Source organism: Sphingobium sp. SJ10-10, assembly GCF_036038995.2.
In the GTDB taxonomy this organism is placed as follows: domain Bacteria; phylum Pseudomonadota; class Alphaproteobacteria; order Sphingomonadales; family Sphingomonadaceae; genus Sphingobium.
This window is the reverse complement of sequence record NZ_CP158132.1, coordinates 650,240-668,950: the sequence shown is the minus strand read 5'-3', so window position 1 is coordinate 668,950 and position 18,711 is coordinate 650,240. Positions and strand designations below refer to the sequence as shown.

Sequence of the window (18,711 nt, the reverse complement as noted above, 5' to 3'; positions counted from 1 at the left end):
CACCACTTGCCCTCATCCCCGCCCACGCTTAGATTGAACTTATGGCCGATCACCACCAACACGACCATCATGAACCGGCAGGCGCCAGTCTGGCCGATGCCGCACGCGCCACGCTGGAGGCGAGCCAGGAACAATGGACGCCGATGCGCGCGGCCATTTTCGACGCTCTGGCGGCGGAGGAGACCCCGGCCTCAGCCTATGACATAGCCGATACCGTGTCCAAGGTGCGCGGAAAGCGCGTGGCGCCCAACAGCGTTTACCGCATCCTCGACCTGTTCGTGAGCAACAATATCGCGATGCGGGTGGAAAGCGCCAATGCCTATATCGCCAATGTGCATCCGGGCTGCCACCATGATTGCATCTTCCTGGTATGCAAAAGCTGCAAACAAGCCACCCATGTCGACGACGACAAGGTGACGGACAAGGTCCGCGCCGTCGCCAGGGCGGAGGGGTTTCAGCCGGAACGCCCGGTCATCGAGATATTGGGCACCTGCGCCAAGTGCGTGGCGTGATGGAGACGTTGCGCTTCGGCCCGGAACGGCCTAGCGCGGTCAGGAGTCTATGTCTTTCATGAACGATCGCCCCTCCACCCCGCTGCTCGACCAGGTCGTCTGGCCTGCGGAGCTGCGTAAGCTGCAACCCGATCAGCTTCGGCAACTGGCCGATGAGCTGCGGCAGGAAGTGATTTCCGCCGTGGGCGTGACGGGCGGCCATCTGGGGTCCGGGCTGGGCGTGGTGGAGCTGACCGCCGCCATTCATTATGTGTTCGACACGCCGAACGACAAGCTGGTGTGGGACGTGGGGCATCAATGCTATCCGCACAAGATCCTGACCGGGCGGCGCGACCGTATCCGCACCTTGCGTCAGGGCGGCGGGCTCAGCGGTTTCACCAAGCGGGCCGAGAGCGACTATGATCCCTTCGGCGCGGCGCATAGCTCGACATCGATCAGCGCGGCCCTGGGCTTCGCCGTGGCGAACAAGATGCAGGGCAAGGCCGGCAAGGCGATCGCGGTCATCGGTGACGGTTCCATGTCGGCCGGCATGGCCTATGAGGCGATGAACAATGCGCGGGAAGCGGGCAACCGGCTGATCGTCATATTGAACGACAATGACATGTCGATCGCCCCTCCTGTGGGCGGGCTGTCGGCCTATCTGGCGCGTCTGGTGTCGAGCCGGGAGTTCCTTGGCCTGCGCGACCTTGCCAAGCGGCTGGCGCGGCGGCTGCCCCGTCCGCTCCACAATGCGGCGCGCAAGACTGACGAATTCGCGCGCGGCATGGCGATGGGTGGGACATTATTCGAAGAACTGGGCTTCTATTATGTCGGCCCGATCGACGGGCATAATCTGGACCAGTTGATCCCGGTGCTGGAAAATGTGCGCGATGCGGCGGAAGGGCCATGCCTTGTCCATGTCGTGACGCAGAAGGGCAAGGGCTATGCCCCGGCCGAGGCGGCGGCGGACAAATATCATGGCGTGCAAAAGTTCGACATCATCACCGGCGCGCAGGCCAAGGCGCCTCCGGGACCGCCCAGCTATACCGGCGTCTTCGCCAAGGCGCTGATCGCGGAGGCGGAGCGCGATCCCGCCGTGTGCGCGATCACCGCCGCCATGCCTTCGGGCACGGGACTGGACAAATTCGCCGCCGCCTTTCCCGACCGGACTTTCGACGTCGGCATTGCGGAGCAACATGCCGTGACATTCGCGGCGGGCCTCGCCGCGCAGGGAATGCGGCCCTTCTGCGCGATCTATTCGACCTTCCTGCAGCGGGCCTATGATCAGGTCGTGCATGACGTGGCGATCCAAAATCTGCCGGTGCGCTTCGCCATCGACCGGGCGGGTCTGGTGGGCGCGGACGGTTCGACCCATGCGGGCAGCTTTGACGTCACCTACCTCGCCAGCCTGCCCAATTTCGTTGTCATGGCAGCCGCCGACGAAGCGGAACTGGTCCATATGGTTCATACCTGCGCGATGCATGACGACGGACCGATCGCGGTGCGCTATCCACGCGGCAATGGCACGGGGATCGCCCTGCCCGAAACACCGGAAAGGCTGGAGATCGGCAAGGGCCGGATCGTGCGCGAGGGGCGCCAGGTTGCGATCCTGTCGCTTGGCACCCGGCTGGAGGAAGCGATGAAAGCCGCCGAAGCGCTGGAAGCCAGGGGTCTGTCCACCACCGTGGCCGATCTTCGCTTTGCCAAGCCGTTGGATGAAGCCCTGATTCGCAAGCTGCTGACGACCCATGAAGTCGCGGTCACGATCGAGGAAGGCTCGATCGGCGGCCTTGGCGCGCATGTGCTGACCTTGGCGAGCGACCAGGGACTGATCGACAATGGCCTGAAGCTGCGGACCATGCGCCTGCCCGACATCTTCCAGGATCAGGACAAGCCCGAAAAGCAATATGCCGATGCGCGGCTGGATGCGGAAGCGATCGTCGACACGGTGCTGACGGCGCTGCGTCATAACAGCGCGGGCATCGGGACAGAGGTGCGGGCCTGATTAGCAACCAAAAGGTTGCATGAATTCCAGACGCGTGCATATTGGCAACCAGGAGGTTGCCGATATGACCGATTCCATCATCAAGACCATCGAGATTGCCGCGCCCGTCGCGAAGGTTTGGAACGCGCTGATCGATCATGAAAAATTCGGGGCATGGTTCCGCGTCGCGCTGGATCAGCCTTTTGCCGTGGGTCAGGCTTCGACCGGGCATATGACCTATCCCGGCTATGAGGATTATCGCTGGGAAGCACGGGTTTTGGCGATCGAGCCGATGACGCGCTTTGCCTATGAGTGGCCGGCGACCGGAGGCGACAAGGCGCTGATGGAGAGCGGCGTGGCCGTCTCGGAATGGACGCTGGTGGAGTTCGTGCTGGAGCCGTTAGGGAATGGCACGCGGCTGACTGTGACCGAGAGCGGATTCGACAAGGTGCCGGAGCCTCGGCGGAGCAATGTCATGCGGTCCAATGACGGCGGTTGGGCAGAGCAGGTGAAGAATATCCGCGACTATGTTGAGGGCTGAGAAGACCCCTGCCTCCGATCCGGCCCGGCTGTTTGCGGCCTTGGGGGACGCGACGCGGCTGGGGCTGATCGGGCGGCTTTCCGATGGTGGAGAGCGGTCCATCGTTCAACTGGGCGATGGATTGCCGATCAGCCGTCAGGCGGTGTCAAAGCATCTGGATGTGCTGCTGGGCGCAGGGCTGGTGCGGCGGACCAGGAGCGGGCGGGAGGTGCTGTTCACCTTGCAGCCGGAGGTCTTCGCGGAGGCCCGGAACTGGCTCGACCAGGTGGGGAGCCAGTGGGACGGGACTTTGGGCCGGTTCAAGGACTTTATCGAGAACCAGCCCTAAGTTTCTGCTTTTACTGCTGCGGGGTGGAAGCGCGAGCGTCCTGGCCATCACCTTCCGGGGCAGCGATGATGTCGCGGGTGGTGGCGCCCTTGTCCACGACTTCGGTCGCCGGATCGCCAGCCGAGGAGCGGATGCCAGCGGCGGCATTGGCACGGCCGGCGGCGTTCAGCGTGGCGCTTTCGCCGGGGCTGCGGGCGGCGGGGCCGCCGAACATGGCTTCCATGGCGGCCTTGCTCGAATCGATGGACGCAGCCGCCGGGGTGCCCGGTGCGGGCGGGACCAGCGCGAAGTCGGGCGGGATCACCAGCGGAGCCTGACGCGCCACGGCGAACTCGTCGGGGCGGGCACGGCCGAAGAGGCCGCCGCCGCCGCCGCAAGCGGACAGCATCGAAATCAGGCCAGCGGCGAGGATCAGTTTACGCATTAGTTCAATGACTCCGTCTTTGCGCCCTTCTCGCGCAGCAGAAGCGCCCGCGCAAGCAGGATCAGCACGCCGAAAGTGATAGCCGCATCCGCTAGGTTGAAAATCAGGAAAGGCCGCCATTCGCCAAAGTGCAGGTCGGCATAATCGACGACATAGCCAAGGCGTACGCGGTCGACGATATTGCCAATCGCGCCACCGAGGACGAGGCCGAGCGCCCCGACATCCTGCCGCGCCTTTTCGCGCCACATCCACACGCCGACGAACCCCGCGATCAGCATGGTCATGCCGACGAGTATCCAGCGCATCATGTCGCTGTCGGCGTGGAAGAAGCCCATGGAAACGCCGCGATTTTCCAGCCAGCGCAGGCGGAAGATGGGCAGGATTTCAATGCCGTCGTCCATCCGGCTTTTCAGCGCCAGCGGATAGGTGACGGTATATTTGACGAGTTGGTCGAGCGCGAGCGTGACGATCGCGACGATCAAGCCAAGCGGGCGGTGGTTGACGGGATTTGGCATCAATAAGTGCTCAACCTGAAATTCGAGCGCCCCGTGCTCCTGCGAAGGCACTCGAGTGAGACGAGTGGTTCGCGAGAGCCCAGTTCGGACCTCTAGACTGGGCTCCTGCCTTCGCAGGAGCACGAAGCACTGGCAAGCGCTTCATATCAAACCGACAGCACTTCGTCGCAGCGGTTGCAGAGTGCGCCGTCTTCCTTCACCTCCGGCAGCAGGCGCCAGCAGCGGCCGCATTTGTGCCATTCGCTGGGCTTGACGACGATGCCATCGCCCTTGCCCATTTCGACGCGGGCGACGATGGCGATTTCTGCGAAGTTCACACCGTCACTGGGGACCAGCTGACCCATGGTGACGTCGGCCTCCAGGCTGGAGCGGACGATCTTTTCGCGGCGGAGCGGTTCGATGGCTTCGTTGACCTGATCGCGCTGGTTGCGCAGCTCGGTCCACTTGGCGTCGAGCGCTTCATTCGCCCAAGCCGCGTCGACTTCCGGCCATTCGAGAAAATGCACGCTGTCTTCATGGCTTGGATAGCGGCTTTGCCACACTTCCTCAGCCGTGAAGGGGATGATCGGCGCGGCGTAGCGGACCAGCGCGTGGAACAGCGTGTCCAGCACGGTGCGATAGGCGCGGCGCTTGGGATCGCTCTTCGCGTCGCAATAGAGGCAGTCCTTGCGAATGTCGAAGAAGAAAGCCGAGAGGTCGCTGTTGGCGAAGTCGAACAGGGCGCGGGTGTAGCGGCTGAACTCGAGCCAATTTTCGCTGCCGGCCGCCTTGTCCACCACCGCCTTGAGGTCCGCGTCGAGACTGGCAAGCCGGTGGAGCATGTAGCGCTCCAGTTCCGGCATTTCCGAAACGGGCAGCTTTTCCTCTTCCGAAAAATCGGAAAGAGCGCCCAGCAAGTAACGGAAAGTGTTGCGAAGTTTGCGATAGGCGTCCGACGAACCGGCCAGCACTTCCTTGCCGATGCGGACATCGTCGAAATAGTCGGTGCTGGCGACCCAGACGCGCAATATGTCGGAACCGCTTTCCGCAATGACCTTCAGCGGATCGACCACATTGCCGAGGCTCTTCGACATTTTGCGGCCCTGCCCGTCCAGCGCGAAGCCGTGGGTGAGAACAGCGCCATAGGGCGCGCGGCCGCGGGTGCCGCTGCTTTCGAGCAGCGAAGACTGGAACCAGCCGCGATGCTGGTCGGAGCCTTCCAGATAAAGGTCGGCGCGGGCATCGGGGCCGTAGCGGCCCTCGACCACGAAGCTGTGGGTCGAGCCGCTGTCGAACCAGACGTCGAGAATGTCGTTCACCACCTCATAATCGTCGAGGTCGTAATCCGGGCCGAGCAGCGCCTGATGGTCGGCACCGAACCAAGCGTCGGCGCCCGCGCCCTTGAACGCCTCGATGATGCGGGCATTGACTGCTTTATCAACCAGATATTCGCCAGTCTTGCGATGAACATAGAGGGCGATGGGCACGCCCCAGGCGCGCTGGCGGCTGATCACCCAGTCGGGGCGGCCCTCCACCATCGAGCGGATGCGGTTGATCGAGCGTTCCGGCACCCAGCGGGTGTTTTCGATCGAGTTGAGGGCGAGGTCGCGCAGGGTGGCGCCATTGCCCTTAAGCCCCTCCCCTTCATGGGAGGGGTTGGGGTGGGAGATCAATCCAAGCCCCGAACTATCTGGAGAGCCCCCACCCCCGGCTCCTCCCCTGAAGGGGAGGGGTGAAGTCTGGTCCATCGGGATGAACCATTGGGGGGTGCAGCGGAAGATGATCTTCGCCTTGGAGCGCCAGCTATGGGGATAGCTGTGCTTGAAGTCGTCGGAGGCAGCCAGAAGCCCGCCTGCTTCGCGCAGGTCGGTGCAGATCGGGCCGTCCTTGCTGACGAATTTCGGGTTGATGACCGATCCTTGGCCGCCGAGCCAGAGCCAGTCTTCGCGATATTTGCCGTCATTTTCGACGGCGAAGACCGGGTTGATGCCGTTCGCCTTGCAGAGCGCGAAGTCGTCCTCGCCATGGTCGGGCGCCATGTGGACGAGGCCGGTGCCCGCGTCGGTGGTGACGAAATCACCCGCGAGGAACGGGCGGGGCTTGGCGAAGAAGCCGCCGAGGGCGTGCATCGGGTGGCGGGCGACGGCACCCTCAAGACTGCCCTTCAATAACCCTTTGCAATTTTCGGTCTCACCCATGCGAGCCAAGGCGGCCGCTGTAATCGTCGGCGCCATCGCCATGATGACCCGCCGACCGTCAGCCAACTCATAAATGGCGTAATCAACGTTGGGTCCGAACGCGAGTGCTTGATTAACAGGAATCGTCCAAGGCGTCGTTGTCCAAATAGCCGCATAGTGTTTAACGCCAGCGTCGATCGCCTGCTGCAATTCCGGTGCATTCGGCGCTTCGACAATCTCGAACGCCACGTCGATCTGGGTCGAGACGATGTCCTCATATTCGACCTCCGCCTCGGCCAGCGCGGTCTTTTCGACAGGCGACCACATAACGGGCTTGGCGCCGCGATAGAGCTGGCCGCTTTCCGCGAATTTCAGCAGTTCGCCAACGATGGTGGCTTCGGCGTCGAACTTCATGGTGAGATAGGGATCGTCCCAGTCGCCCATTACGCCAAGGCGCTTGAACTGCTCCTTCTGCACGCCGACCCATTTGTCCGCATAGGCGCGGCATTCGGCGCGGAACTCCTGGGGCGGAACCTCGTCCTTATTCTGCTTCTTCTTGCGATATTCCTCCTCGATCTTCCATTCGATGGGCAAGCCGTGGCAATCCCAGCCGGGGACATAGGGCGCGTCCTTGCCGAGCAGGGACTGGCTGCGGACGATAATGTCCTTGAGCACCTTGTTCATCGCATGGCCCATATGGATGTCGCCATTGGCATAGGGCGGGCCGTCGTGGAGGATGAAGCGTTCGCGGCCCTTCCGCCGCTCGCGCAGCTTGCCATAGAGGTCCATTTCCTCCCAGCGCGCGAGGATCGCCGGTTCCTTCTGCGCGAGGCCCGCCTTCATCGGGAAGTCGGTGACGGGCAGGAATACGGTGCTCTTATAATCTTTGGTTTCTTGGCTGGGCTGGTCGGTCATGAAGGTCCGCGCGTTTTGATCTGATCGCGCGGCATTAGGCGAGGTACGGCGTTCCCGCAAGGATTTGCCGCGCATCGTCGCAGTCCTTCGCGATCGCCGCCATTAGCGGGTCGAGACCGTCATATTTCGCTTCCGGGCGGAGGAAGTGGATGAGTTGGACCTCTATCACCTGATCGTAGAGGCTTTCGGCGAAATCGAAGAAATGCGGCTCCAGCAATTCCTTGGGCGGATCGAAGCTGGGGCGGATGCCGAGATTGGCGGCGCCGTCCAGTACGCGTCCGTCGGCAAGCAGGCCGCGCACGGCGTAAATGCCATAGGCCGGGCGCAGATAATGGCCCAGGTCGACATTGGCGGTCGGGAAACCGATGGTGCGGCCAAGCTTGTCGCCATGCTGGACCATGCCCTCGATCGTGAAGGGGCGGGTCAGCAGGCGGGTGGCAGTGGCGCAATCGCCGGATTTGAGCGCCTGACGGATGCGGGTGGAGGAGATGATTTCTCCGCCTGCTCCGCTGACCGGCGCGACGGCTTGCGCGCTAAGGCCCATGGCGCCGCCCAATTGCGCGAGGGTTTCGGTGGTGCCTGCGCGGTCCTTGCCGAAGGTGAAATCCTCGCCAGTGACGACTCCCGCGACGCCCCAGCCGGTCAGCAGGCGGACGAAGGCTTGCGGGTCGAGGGCCGCGAGTTCGCGGGTGAAGTCGAACACCAACATGGCATCGGCCCCGGCTTTGGCGAACAGGCGTTCGCGCTGGTCGAGCGTGGTCAGGCGGAACCAGGGCGTTTCGGGTCGAAAGAGCCGCATGGGATGCGGGTCGAATGTGGCGATGATCGCGGGGCGGCCTTCGGCGCGGGCAAGCTCTATGGCGCGGCGGGCGACAGCCTGATGCCCGGCATGAAATCCGTCGAAATTTCCCAGCGCCATGATGCTGCCGCGCAGATGGGCAGGCATCGGGTCGCTGCTGTGCAGCCGCTCCATGAGGGGCGCTATAGGGATGCGTCCGGCCGCTGGCAATGCGCGGCGGTGCGGCGGAAGGTGACGAAGCTGTAGGCGGGGCGGCCATCCTGTGCGGGATGGTCTGCGCGGGCGGTTTCTTCCCAGTTCGCGGGGTCGGGATAGGCGATGCGGGTGTCGCCTTCCGCATCGATGTGGACTTCGGTGAGTTCGATCCGGTGCGCGAGGGGCAGGAAGAATTGGTAGATTTCGGCTCCGCCTATGATGGCGATCAGGGGGGCGTCGGCCTTGGCGATGGCGTCCTGGGGGCTGTGGGCGGTTTCGGCGCCCTCCCCTGCCCATGTCGGATCGCGGGTCAGGACGATGTGGCGGCGGCCCGGAAGCAGGCCCGGCAGGCTGTCGAAGGTCTTTCGGCCCATGACCATCGGGTGGCCGAGGGTGAGCGCCTTGAAATGCCTGAGGTCGGCAGGCAGGCGCCAGGGCAGATCGCCGTCCTTGCCAATCACGCCATTGTCGGCGCGGGCGAGGATGAGGACGATTTCCGGGGTTTCGATCATAGAGTCAGGCGGGTGACATGACCCATTTTGCGGCCAGGGCGGGCTTCGTGCTTGCCGTAAAGGTGCAGATGGTTGGCCGGGTCGGACAGGATTTTCTGCCAGTCATTGGCTTGCTCACCGATGAGGTTGCGCATCTCGACCTGCACGGCGGCAAGGCCGGTGTCGCCCAGCGGCAGGCCGCAGATCGCCCGCACATGGTTTTCGAACTGGCTGGTAAGAGCGCCTTCGATGGTCCAGTGGCCGCTATTGTGGACGCGTGGGGCCATTTCATTGAAGACCGGCCCGTCGGCGCTGGCGAAGAATTCCAACGTGAGGACGCCGATATAATCCAGAGCGTTGGCGACTTTCGTTGCCAGCGCGCGGGCTTCGGGGAGTTGGCCTTCGATGAGCGCGCCAGCCGGGACCGTCGACGTGTCGAGGATGCCGTCCTTATGGACATTGGCCGCGCTGTCCCAGAAGCGGATGTCGCCATTGGCGCCGCGCACGAGGATGACGGAATATTCTTGGCGGAAGGTCACGAAGCCTTCGACTATGGCGCTCTGGCGGCCAATGGCATTCCAAGCGCCGACCGCGTCGCCGGGGTCGGAGAGGCGCGCCTGTCCCTTGCCGTCATAGCCCATGCGGTTGGTCTTGAGGATCGCCTTGCTGCCGATCTGGTCGAGCGCTTCTTCGAGATCGTCGAGGCTTTCGACCTGCGCGAAGGGGGCCGTGAGGCCGCCCAGATCGCAGACGAAACGCTTTTCGGCAAGGCGGTCCTGCGCGACACGCAAGGCCTGCGCGCCGGGGCGGACGAGGCCGTGGGTGGCGAGGACTTCGACGGCGGCAGGATCGATATTCTCGAACTCGTAGGTGACGACGTCCACGCCGTCCGCGAAAGCCGCGAGGGCTTCGGCGTCTTCATAGGCGCCCTGCGTCCAGCGCGGGGAGACGTCGGCGGCGGGGCCGCTGCTTTCCGGGGCGTAGATATGGGTGCGATAGCCAAGCTGCGCGGCGGCGATGGCGGTCATCCGGCCAAGTTGGCCGCCGCCTAATATGCCGATGGTCGAGCCGGGCGGGATGATGGTCATCTTATTCGGGCGTGTCCGCTACGTCGTTGGTCTGCTTGGCGCGCCAGGCGTCGAGACGCTCGGCAAGCGCGGCATCGGTGGTGGCGAGGATGGAGGCGGCGAAAAGCGCGGCGTTGATCGCGCCGGGCTTGCCGATGGCCAGCGTGCCGACGGGGATGCCGCCGGGCATCTGGACGATGGAGAGCAGGCTATCCATGCCCTTGAGCGCCTTGGATTCAACCGGAACGCCAAGGACCGGCAGGCGGGTCATGGAGGCGGTCATGCCGGGAAGATGCGCAGCGCCCCCAGCTCCGGCGATGATGACTTTGAGGCCGCGGCCGACCGCGCCGGTGGCGTAGTCGTAGAGGCGTTGGGGGGTGCGGTGGGCGGAGACGACCTTGCACTCATGGGCGACGCCGAGCGCTTCGAGAGTCTCGGAGGCGTGGCGCATCGTTTCCCAATCGGAACGGCTGCCCATGATGATGCCGACTTCCACGGCTTCGACTGCCCCGGTCATTTCGCTTGGCACTTTCCCTGATAGTGCGGAAAGCAAAGCCCCTTAGCGGGAGGTTGGCGGAGGGGCAATGCGGGAATTGCTGCTTTCCGTTCCTATTTCGTGCTCCTGCGAAGGCAGGAGCCCAGCTCAGACGGCGGGACTGGGCTCCTGCCTTCGCAGGAGCACATCGGATTTTAACGTTCTGAAAGGTAATAGCGGTCCTTCGCCGTGAGGTCATCATTCAACTCATAGACGATCGGCTGGCCGGTCGGGATTTCCAGTTCGGTGATCTCGTCGTCGGGGATGTTGGACAGGTGCTTCACCAGCGCCCGGAGCGAGTTGCCGTGGGCGGAAATGACGACGCGCTTGCCCGCCTTCAGATCGGGAGCGATGCGTTCTTCCCAATAGGGCAATACGCGGGCGATGGTGTCTTTCAGCGATTCCGTCGACGGGATCGGGATGCCGGCATAACGGCGGTCCTTCGACAGGTCGAACTCGCTGCCTGCTTCCAGCGGCGGCGGGGGCGTGTCGAAGCTGCGGCGCCAGATCTTCACCTGATCGTCGCCATGCTTGGCCGCCGTCTCCGCCTTGTTGAGGCCGGTGAGGCCGCCATAATGACGCTCATTGAGGCGCCAGTCCTTCTCCACCGGGAGCCAGAGGCGGCCCATTTCCTCCAGCGCGAGGTTCAGCGTCTTGATCGCGCGGGTCTGGACCGAGGTGTAGCACTGGTCGAAATCCAGCCCCTTTTGCGCCATCAGGCGACCGGCGGCGCGGGCTTCCTCGGCGCCCTTTTCGGTCACGTCCACATCCCACCAGCCGGTGAAGCGGTTTTCGAGATTCCAGGCCGACTGGCCGTGACGGATGAGGACGAGCGTGGGCATGAAGCGTGTCTCCTGCAAGAGAAACCATGAGTTGCGGCCTCCCATAACGCCGGAATCATCCGACGCAAGCTTGCGCAAGCCCCGCCTGCCCCCACATTGCAGTCGGTCCGTCGATCGGTTAGCCCACTCAAGAGCTTAAGGAAGGAACCGGCATCTTGGCATTTGTGAAGGGCATGTGGCGCATATTGGTCGCCATCAAGGACGGGCTGGTGCTGCTGTTCCTGCTGATGTTCTTCGGGCTGCTCTATGCCGCCCTGTCCTGGTCGCCCAAGCCTTCCCAAAGCGTGAGCAGCGGCGCGCTGTTGCTGAAGCTGGACGGGAGCATCGTCGAGCAGCCTTCCGAGGTCGATCCGATGGCGCTGCTCACCGGCTCCCGCGACAAGAGCAAGGAATATGGGCTGGCCGATATCGTCGCCGCGCTCGACGCCGCGAGGGACGACAGGCATGTCAAAGCCGTGGTGCTGAACCTGGACGGGTTCGCGGGCGGCGGTCAGGTCGCGCTGGCGCGGGTCGGCAAGGCGCTGGACGCGGTGCGGGCCGCGAAGAAGCCGGTCTTCGCCTATGCCACCATCTATAGCGACGACAGTTATCAACTTGCCGCGCATGCGACCGAAAGCTGGGTCGATCCGCTGGGCGGCGTGGCGATCGTCGGACGCGGCGGATCGGGGCTTTATTATAAGGGGCTGATCGACAAGCTGGGGGTCAATACCCATGTCTATCGCGTCGGCACCTATAAGAGCTTTGTCGAACCCTTCACCCGCACCGACCAGTCGCCAGAGGCCAAGCAGGCCAATCAGGCGCTTGCCAACGCGCTGTGGGAGGATTGGCAGCAGGAAGTCGCCAAGGCGCGGCCCAAGGCAAGGCTGGCGGCCTATGTGCGCGATCCGGCCGCCTTGGCGGAGGCTGCGGGCGGCAATCTGGCGAAGGCGGCCCTGGGCGCGGGGCTGGTCGACAGGCTGGGCGATGAAGCCGCCTTTGGCGCGCGCGTGGCGGAAGTGGCCGGCGATGCGCCGGACGACAAGGCCGGGAACTTTGCGGCCATCGATCTGAAAAACTACATGAAGGCGCATAAGCCCGCCAATGGCGGCGAGATCGGCGTGCTGACCATTGCCGGGGATATTGTCGATGGCGAGGCCGGTCCGGGCACTGCTGCGGGCGACACGATTTCGGCGCTGCTGCGCAAGGCACTGGCGGAGAAGGACTTGAAGGCTCTGGTGGTGCGAGTGGATTCGCCGGGCGGGTCGGTGATGGCGTCGGAGAAGATTCGCGGCGCCATCATGGAGGCCAGATCGGAAGGCCTGCCGGTGGTGGTCTCCATGGGCAATGTGGCGGCGAGCGGCGGCTATTGGGTGTCTACGCCCGCCAATGTGATCTTTGCCGAGCCGGACACGATCACCGGCTCGATCGGCGTGTTCGGCATCATTCCGAGCTTCGAGGGCACGCTGGCGAAGATGGGCGTGACCACCGACGGCGTGAAGACGACGCCATTGTCGGGGCAGCCGGATATTGCCGGGGGCACGACGCCCGAGTTCGACCGGATCATGCAGATGGGGGTCGAGGATATTTACGGCCGCTTCGTCGGGCTGGTGGCGCAATCCCGGCGCAAGACGCCGCAGCAGATCGATGCGATCGCGCAGGGACGCGTCTGGGATGGCGGCACGGCGCGGCAGATCGGGCTGGTGGATCGCTTCGGCGGGCTGGAGGATGCCATTGCCGAGGCGGCGAAGCTGGCGAAGATCGATCCGGCCAAGGCCAAGCCCTACCGCATCGCAAAGGAACCGGACAAGTTCGCGGAGTTCGCCCAGTCGATCGTGGACCGCGAGGATGAGGATGATGCGGGAGCTCCGGATGGGGCGATGGGGCGCGATCTGCTAGGACGGCAGGCGATGGTGCAGAGGAACTGGGCCTTGCAGGCCGTTGCCGACGTGCGGGCGCTGGTGAGCGGCGCGGGTGTGCGGGCGGATTGTCTGGAGTGCCGGGGCTATGGCGCGCCACGGGTGGCTAAGGCGGCGGATGAGCGGGGGTTGATGGCGGTTTTGCTGGGGCTTTGGCGGTGATGTAAGGGTGGCCGGCGAAACGGGGATGACGGCCGGCAGCAAGACCCTTCGACAAGCTCAGGGCGAACGGGAACTGAAGGTCCGCCTTCCACCCATCCTGTTCACTCCACTCAAAGGCCGCTCCACACGGTCGCCACGATGTCGGGCAGACCCTCCGCCATGGAGTACTGGCGTGACGGGGCGGCTCTCCCTATAGCTGGTCCATGGCATCGACCGAAAAGCAGAAGAAATCCGTTCCCTCCCACAGCAAGGTGCGGCCCGCAGGCTTCCCGACACGCGAACAGGTGATGGATTTCATCACCTCCGCCGACCAACCGGCGGGAAAGCGGGAGATCGCGAAGGCGTTCGGCCTCAAGGGGCAGGAGAAGATCGCGCTCAAAGCCCTGCTCAAGGATATGGCGGATGAGGGACTGATCGACATCGGTCCGGCGCGCGCCTTTCACAAGATGGGCGGCGTGCCGAAGGTCACGGTGCTGCGGATCGTCGATGTCGACGACACGACCCTGATCGCCACGCCCGAACGCTGGGAGGCGGAGGGCCAGCCTGCGCCCCGACTGCGCATCGTGGAACGGGGCAAGAGAGGCGCCCTGACCATTGGCGACCGGATATTGGCGCGGACGGAGGAGGCCGGGCGCGGCTGGGTCGCGCATCCGATGAAGAAGCTCGCCAAGGCCAGCGAGGAATTGCTGGGCGTGGTCGAGGAAGGAGATGGCGGCAAGCTGTGGCTGCGTCCCGTCGACAAGCGCATTCGCCGGGACACGCCGATTTCGGATGTGGGGACCGCGAAGAAGGGCGATCTGGTGCTGGCCGAGCCGGTGGGACGGCCGCCACGCATCACGGCGCGGGTGACGGATATATTGGGCGATCCTTTCGCGCCGCGCAGCTTCAGCCTGATCGCCATCCACAAACATGGCATTCCGCACGTCTTTTCGGAGCGGGTGGAGGAGGAAGCGGTCACGGCTTCCGACCTGGCTCTGCATGAGGAAAAGCGGGAGGATCTGCGGCATCTGCCCATCGTCGCCATCGATCCGGTCGATGCGCGGGATCATGACGATGCGGTCTGGGCTGCGCCGGATGAAGACCCGGACAATGCCGGCGGCTACAAGGCGATCGTCGCGATCGCGGACGTCAGCTATTATGTGCGGCCGGGAAGCGCGCTGGACCGGGAAGCGCGCAAACGCGGGAACAGCGTCTATTTCCCCGACCTCGTCGTGCCGATGCTGCCGCATCAGCTTTCTTCGGACATGTGTTCGCTGCGGGCGGACGAGGATCGGGCGGCGATGGCCTGTCACCTCGTCCTCGACGCTTCGGGCAGGGTGAAGAGCTGGCGTTTCTCCCGCGCGATTATCCGGGTGGCGGCGGTGCTGGCCTATGAGGATGCGCAGGCGGCCATCGACGGGACGCGGGAGGAGCCGCTGCTGGAGACGGCATTGAAGCCGCTCTGGGCCTGCTGGACGCTGCTGCGCAAGGCGCGGGACAAGCGGGAGCCGCTGGCGCTGGACCTGCCGGAGCGGCGGGTGGTGCTGGACGAATATGGCAAGATCGTCAGCGTGGCGGTGCGCGAGCGGCTCGATGCGCATATGGTGATCGAGGATTATATGATCGCCGCCAATGTCGCGGCGGCCAAGGCGCTTGAAGCAAAGAAGGCGCCGGTCATGTATCGTGTCCATGAGCCGCCGAGCCGGGACAAGCTGGTGGCGCTGAAGGACTATCTGGCGACCTTCGACATCGAATTCGCGCTGGGACAGGTGGTGAAGCCCGCGACCTTCAACCGCTTGATCGAGCGCGTCGGGGAGGCCGAGGAAAAGCCGCAGATCATGGAGCAGATATTACGCAGCCAGACCCAAGCCTATTATGCGCCGTCCAATCTGGGTCATTTCGGGCTGGCTTTGGGTTCCTATGCCCATTTCACCTCACCGATCCGACGCTATGCGGACCTGCTGGTCCATCGGGCGCTGGTAGGAGCCTATGGGCTGGAACTGCCCGCGCCCAAGGGCGGCGTCATCCCGGACAGGTCATCGCTGAGCGGCGAAGATATGGAGAATATGGGCCGCGTGGGCGAGATGATCAGCCAGCATGAGCGCCGCGCCATGGAGGCGGAGCGCGAGACGATCGACCGCTATGTCGCGGCCTTCCTGGCGGCGCATGTGGGCGATCTGATCGAGGCGCGGATCACCGGGGTGCAGAGCTTCGGCTTCTTCGCCACGGTCGAGGGGCTGGGCGGCGATGGGCTGGTGCCGGTCTCGACCCTGGGCGACGAGCGTTTCTTCTATGACGAGGCCGGGCGAGCGCTGGAGGGGGTTGAGAGCGGGGATCGCTATACGGTCGGGCAACGCCTGCAATTGCGGCTGGCGGAGGCGGACCCGATCAACGGCGCGCTGCGCTTCGAACTGCCAGATGCCCTGCCCCAACGGCCGAGTTTCCGGAAGGATCGCGCACGTCCGGGCAGCGCCCGGCGCGGACGGCCCACCAATATCCGCCATATCGGGGCGAAGCGGGGCAAGCATCGGCGGTGATGGCCGAACGAAAAAGGGCGGCCCGCAGAACCGCCCTTTTCCGTTCTCAACCCGGCGGCGAAACGTCAGGCCGCCGCGCTCTCCGGCTCGACGGCGAACAGGGTCACGCCCTTATATTTGCTGTCGCCCTGATCATACAGGCCGTGCATCGCCTCGAACTTTTCATCGATCAGGCAGACGTCGTTTAATCCCGCCAGCTTGAAGGTGCCCAGTTTCAATTCCCGCGGCGGGCGCCCATCCCGTTCGATCGTCACGGCGTCGATGAACATTTCGTCATGGCGCGTGTAGAGAATGTGCGGGGCCAGCTTCACGACCATCTTGTTATAGGTCGCCGTCAGACATTTCTGGAGCGCGATGGCTTCGAAGAACATGGTAGGAGCGTTCATAGTGCGCTTTTCATGACAAATTTGGCGCCCCGGTTCAATTGCTTTGTGCGTCGCACCATCATCTGATGACGCAACCTGGCGCATTTGCGGGACGAATAACCATCAGATGCTTCGCGCCTGCGGCAACAGGTGTAGCCGCTCGCGCAGCGCCCAGCGCGCCACGAGCGAGATCGCCACGACTCCAAGGCCGCTCGCCAACCCCAGCCAGATGCCCAGCCCCTTGAGGCCCAGCGGAAAGGCAAGGATGACGCCGATGCCGATGCCGATCACCCAATAGCCGATCAGCGCGACGATCATCGGCACCCTGGTATCCTGTATGCCCCGCAGCACGCCCGCGCCGACCGCCTGCGCGGCGTCCACCAACTGGAATAGCGCGGCCACGCCGAGAAAGCTGATCGCCAGCGCGGCCGTTCGCTGATTGACCGGGTCGCGCAGATCCAGAAAGGCCGAGATCAGCGTCCGGGGAAAGACGATCAGCATCGCCGCCGCCATCAGCGCGAATCCGGTTCCGATCGCCAGCGCCAGCCAACCCGCCCGGCCGACGCCTGCCCGGTCCCGCTTCCCATAGGCCAGCCCCACGCGCACCGTCGCGGCCTGGCCAATGCCCATCGGCACCATGAAGACCAGCGCCGCGATCTGGATCGCCACCGCATGCGCCGCCAGCGAGTCGCGGTCGATCAGCCCCATCAGAAAGGCGGAGGCGTTGAACACGGTCGTTTCCAGCCCCAAGGTGATCGCGATCGGCAGGCCCAGCGCCCAGACCGTCCGGTGGCGTTCCCGGTCCCGCGTCCAGAAACGCCCGAGCAGCCGATAGCGACGGAACCGCCGGTCGATCAGGATGACGGAGAGCAGCCCGAAGAACAGGAAGGAGGAGGACAGGCTGCTGGCGATCCCCGCGCCGAACATCCCCAGCGCGGGAAAGCCCAGATGCCCGAAGATCAGCGCCCACCCCGCCAGCACGTTGATCGGGATGGCGCAGACCATGATGACCAGACCCCAGACAGGACGTTCGAGCGCGGAAATGAAATTGCGCAGGGTGGTAAAGCCCAGAAAAGGCAGCAGCGCCCATTGCAGCCCGCGCATCAATTCGCCTGCTTGGGCCGCAAGGTCGGCTTCCTGCCCCATCAGCAGCAGGATCGCCTCGCTTTCCCATAGCAAGGCCCAGGCGGGCAGCACGAACAGCGCCGCCGCGCGCAGCGTCTGGTGCACCGTCCGCCGGACATCGCGCACCGAATGCCGCCGCCGCCCGCGCTCCGTGGCGATCAGCGGCGCGGCCGCGGTGACCAGCCCCATGCCGAAGATCAGCAGCGCGTTGAACAGGTTAATCGCCAGCGCCCCCGAAGCCACCGCGCTCGCCCCCAACCGGCCGAGCAGCAGCAGATCGGTCGCGGCGATCCCCGCCCAGGCGATATTGCCGGCGATCATCGGCAGCGCGAGCGCCGTCAGCGCCCCGGCCTCCAGGCGCCAGGGTGAAGGCATCAATGCTTCTTGAAGAGGTGCAGCGCCGCCACGACGATGCCGCCGATGACCAGTCCAACGATGCCCGCGCCGACGGCGTTCACGACCCAGTCAACCACCGGCGCGACGGCAGGCAAGCCATGGGCGGCGCCTTCCGCGACATGATGGATCGCGCCGGGTATCAGATCCCAGTGAAATTCATGCAGCCCGTGGACGATCAGCCCGCCGCCGACCCAGAGCATCGCCGCCGTGCCCACCACGCTCAATATCCGCATCAGTAGCGGCATGGCCTTCACCATCGCCCGGCCCAATGCTCGCGCGCCCACCGAGCGCCGCTCGGCCAGATGCAGGCCGATATCGTCCATCTTCACGATGAAGCCGACGACGCCATAGACGCCCGCCGTGATCAGGAAGGCGACGACCACCAGGATGATCGCCTGTTCCCAGATCGGTTCCGCCGCCACCGTGCCGAGCGCGATCGCCATGATCTCGCCCGACAGGATGAAATCGGTGCGAATCGCGCCGGCCACCTTCTCATCCTCCAGATCCTTCGAACTGTGGGTCTCCAGCGCTTCTTCCGCCAGATCATGGCCGCCCTGAAGCGCTTCGAGCAGCTTTTCGGCCGCTTCGAAACAGAGAAAAGCGCCGCCCAGCATCAGCAAGGGCGGCAGCAGCCAGGGCGCGAAGGCGCTCAGCACCAGCGCCGCAGGGAGCAGGAACAGCAGCTTGTTGCGCAGCGATCCCTTGGCAATCTTCCAGATGATGGGCAGTTCGCGGTCGGGCGTCAGGCCCATGACATAACGCGGCGTGACGGCGGTGTCGTCGATCACGACTCCCGCCGCCTTCGACCCCGCCTTGCCTGCTGCGGCGGCGACATCGTCCAGCGAACTGGCGGTAAGCTTGGCAATCCCCGCTACGTCATCGAGCAGCGCGATCAGACCCGAAGGCATTGATAAAATTCCCCTGTTGGTTCCGGCACGAGGCTGGAAGCCGTCTCCATAGAGGCGGGGC

Annotated in this window: 17 protein-coding genes; 6 read left to right on the top strand and 11 right to left on the bottom strand. The window is 64.5% G+C overall.

Features of this window, described 5'->3' with window-relative positions; translation table 11 throughout:
• Positions 1-41 precede the first annotated feature (41 nt).
• From VVT58_RS03185 to VVT58_RS03170, 4 genes are all read left to right on the top strand, one after another.
• Positions 42-512, top strand: a complete 471-nt coding sequence (locus tag VVT58_RS03185) for a transcriptional repressor (protein ID WP_327754221.1) — start codon at positions 42-44, stop codon at positions 510-512.
• 49 nt (positions 513-561) lie between these two features.
• Positions 562-2,496 (top strand): 1-deoxy-D-xylulose-5-phosphate synthase, encoded by a 1,935-nt coding sequence (gene dxs, locus VVT58_RS03180; protein WP_327754222.1) that lies wholly within the window; start codon positions 562-564, stop codon positions 2,494-2,496.
• 64 nt (positions 2,497-2,560) lie between these two features.
• Positions 2,561-3,016 (top strand): SRPBCC family protein, encoded by a 456-nt coding sequence (locus tag VVT58_RS03175; RefSeq protein WP_327754223.1) that lies wholly within the window; start codon positions 2,561-2,563, stop codon positions 3,014-3,016.
• Positions 3,003-3,344, top strand: a complete 342-nt coding sequence (locus tag VVT58_RS03170; protein WP_327754224.1) for a metalloregulator ArsR/SmtB family transcription factor — start codon at positions 3,003-3,005, stop codon at positions 3,342-3,344. Before VVT58_RS03175 ends, VVT58_RS03170 begins: the two co-directional genes overlap by 14 nt.
• Before the next feature lie 10 nt (positions 3,345-3,354).
• On the opposite strand, the gene VVT58_RS03165 is transcribed toward VVT58_RS03170, so the two are convergent.
• The 8 genes from VVT58_RS03165 to gpmA all read right to left on the bottom strand — a co-directional run bounded on the left by VVT58_RS03165 (position 3,355) and on the right by gpmA (position 11,283).
• Positions 3,355-3,768, bottom strand: a complete 414-nt coding sequence (locus tag VVT58_RS03165) for a DUF3035 domain-containing protein (RefSeq protein WP_066558360.1) — start codon at positions 3,766-3,768, stop codon at positions 3,355-3,357.
• On the bottom strand, positions 3,768-4,283 hold the full coding sequence (lspA, locus tag VVT58_RS03160) for a signal peptidase II (protein WP_087573984.1): 516 nt from the start codon (positions 4,281-4,283) through the stop codon (positions 3,768-3,770). The genes VVT58_RS03165 and lspA overlap by 1 nt, the downstream gene beginning before the upstream one ends.
• Before the next feature lie 146 nt (positions 4,284-4,429).
• Positions 4,430-7,354, bottom strand: a complete 2,925-nt coding sequence (ileS, locus tag VVT58_RS03155) for an isoleucine--tRNA ligase (RefSeq protein WP_327754225.1) — start codon at positions 7,352-7,354, stop codon at positions 4,430-4,432.
• A 34-nt stretch (positions 7,355-7,388) separates the two neighbouring features.
• Entirely contained in the window at positions 7,389-8,327 is a 939-nt protein-coding gene (locus VVT58_RS03150) for a bifunctional riboflavin kinase/FAD synthetase (RefSeq protein WP_327754226.1), read from the bottom strand.
• 8 nt (positions 8,328-8,335) lie between these two features.
• Entirely contained in the window at positions 8,336-8,860 is a 525-nt protein-coding gene (locus VVT58_RS03145; RefSeq protein ID WP_087573987.1) for a dihydrofolate reductase, read from the bottom strand.
• Positions 8,857-9,927: a 5-(carboxyamino)imidazole ribonucleotide synthase gene (locus tag VVT58_RS03140; RefSeq protein WP_066558372.1), complete on the bottom strand. Its 1,071-nt coding sequence runs from the start codon at positions 9,925-9,927 to the stop codon at positions 8,857-8,859. The genes VVT58_RS03145 and VVT58_RS03140 overlap by 4 nt, the downstream gene beginning before the upstream one ends.
• Before the next feature lies 1 nt (position 9,928).
• Positions 9,929-10,423 carry a 5-(carboxyamino)imidazole ribonucleotide mutase gene (gene purE, locus VVT58_RS03135; RefSeq protein ID WP_327754227.1) on the bottom strand — a complete coding sequence of 165 codons (495 nt, stop codon included), beginning with the start codon at positions 10,421-10,423 and terminating at the stop codon, positions 9,929-9,931.
• 173 nt (positions 10,424-10,596) lie between these two features.
• Positions 10,597-11,283 carry a 2,3-diphosphoglycerate-dependent phosphoglycerate mutase gene (gene gpmA / locus VVT58_RS03130; protein ID WP_066561825.1) on the bottom strand — a complete coding sequence of 229 codons (687 nt, stop codon included), beginning with the start codon at positions 11,281-11,283 and terminating at the stop codon, positions 10,597-10,599.
• A 155-nt stretch (positions 11,284-11,438) separates the two neighbouring features.
• Here gpmA and sppA point away from each other — a divergent pair, with 155 nt between their 5' ends.
• Both sppA and rnr read left to right on the top strand, forming a co-directional pair.
• Complete coding sequence (gene sppA, locus VVT58_RS03125) at positions 11,439-13,340, top strand: signal peptide peptidase SppA (protein ID WP_327754229.1); 1,902 nt, start codon at positions 11,439-11,441, stop codon at positions 13,338-13,340.
• A 203-nt stretch (positions 13,341-13,543) separates the two neighbouring features.
• The gene (gene rnr / locus VVT58_RS03120) at positions 13,544-15,856 is read left to right on the top strand and encodes a ribonuclease R (protein ID WP_327754230.1); all 2,313 of its coding nucleotides are present in this window, start codon (positions 13,544-13,546) and stop codon (positions 15,854-15,856) included.
• A 65-nt stretch (positions 15,857-15,921) separates the two neighbouring features.
• On the opposite strand, the gene VVT58_RS03115 is transcribed toward rnr, so the two are convergent.
• The 3 genes from VVT58_RS03115 to VVT58_RS03105 form a co-directional block, all read right to left on the bottom strand.
• Positions 15,922-16,242: a hypothetical protein gene (locus VVT58_RS03115; RefSeq protein WP_066558384.1), complete on the bottom strand. Its 321-nt coding sequence runs from the start codon at positions 16,240-16,242 to the stop codon at positions 15,922-15,924.
• Between the two features lie 102 nt (positions 16,243-16,344).
• Complete coding sequence (locus VVT58_RS03110; RefSeq protein WP_327754231.1) at positions 16,345-17,721, bottom strand: MATE family efflux transporter; 1,377 nt, start codon at positions 17,719-17,721, stop codon at positions 16,345-16,347.
• Entirely contained in the window at positions 17,721-18,650 is a 930-nt protein-coding gene (locus VVT58_RS03105; RefSeq protein ID WP_327754232.1) for a DUF808 domain-containing protein, read from the bottom strand. Before VVT58_RS03105 ends, VVT58_RS03110 begins: the two co-directional genes overlap by 1 nt.
• Positions 18,651-18,711: the final 61 nt, after the last annotated feature.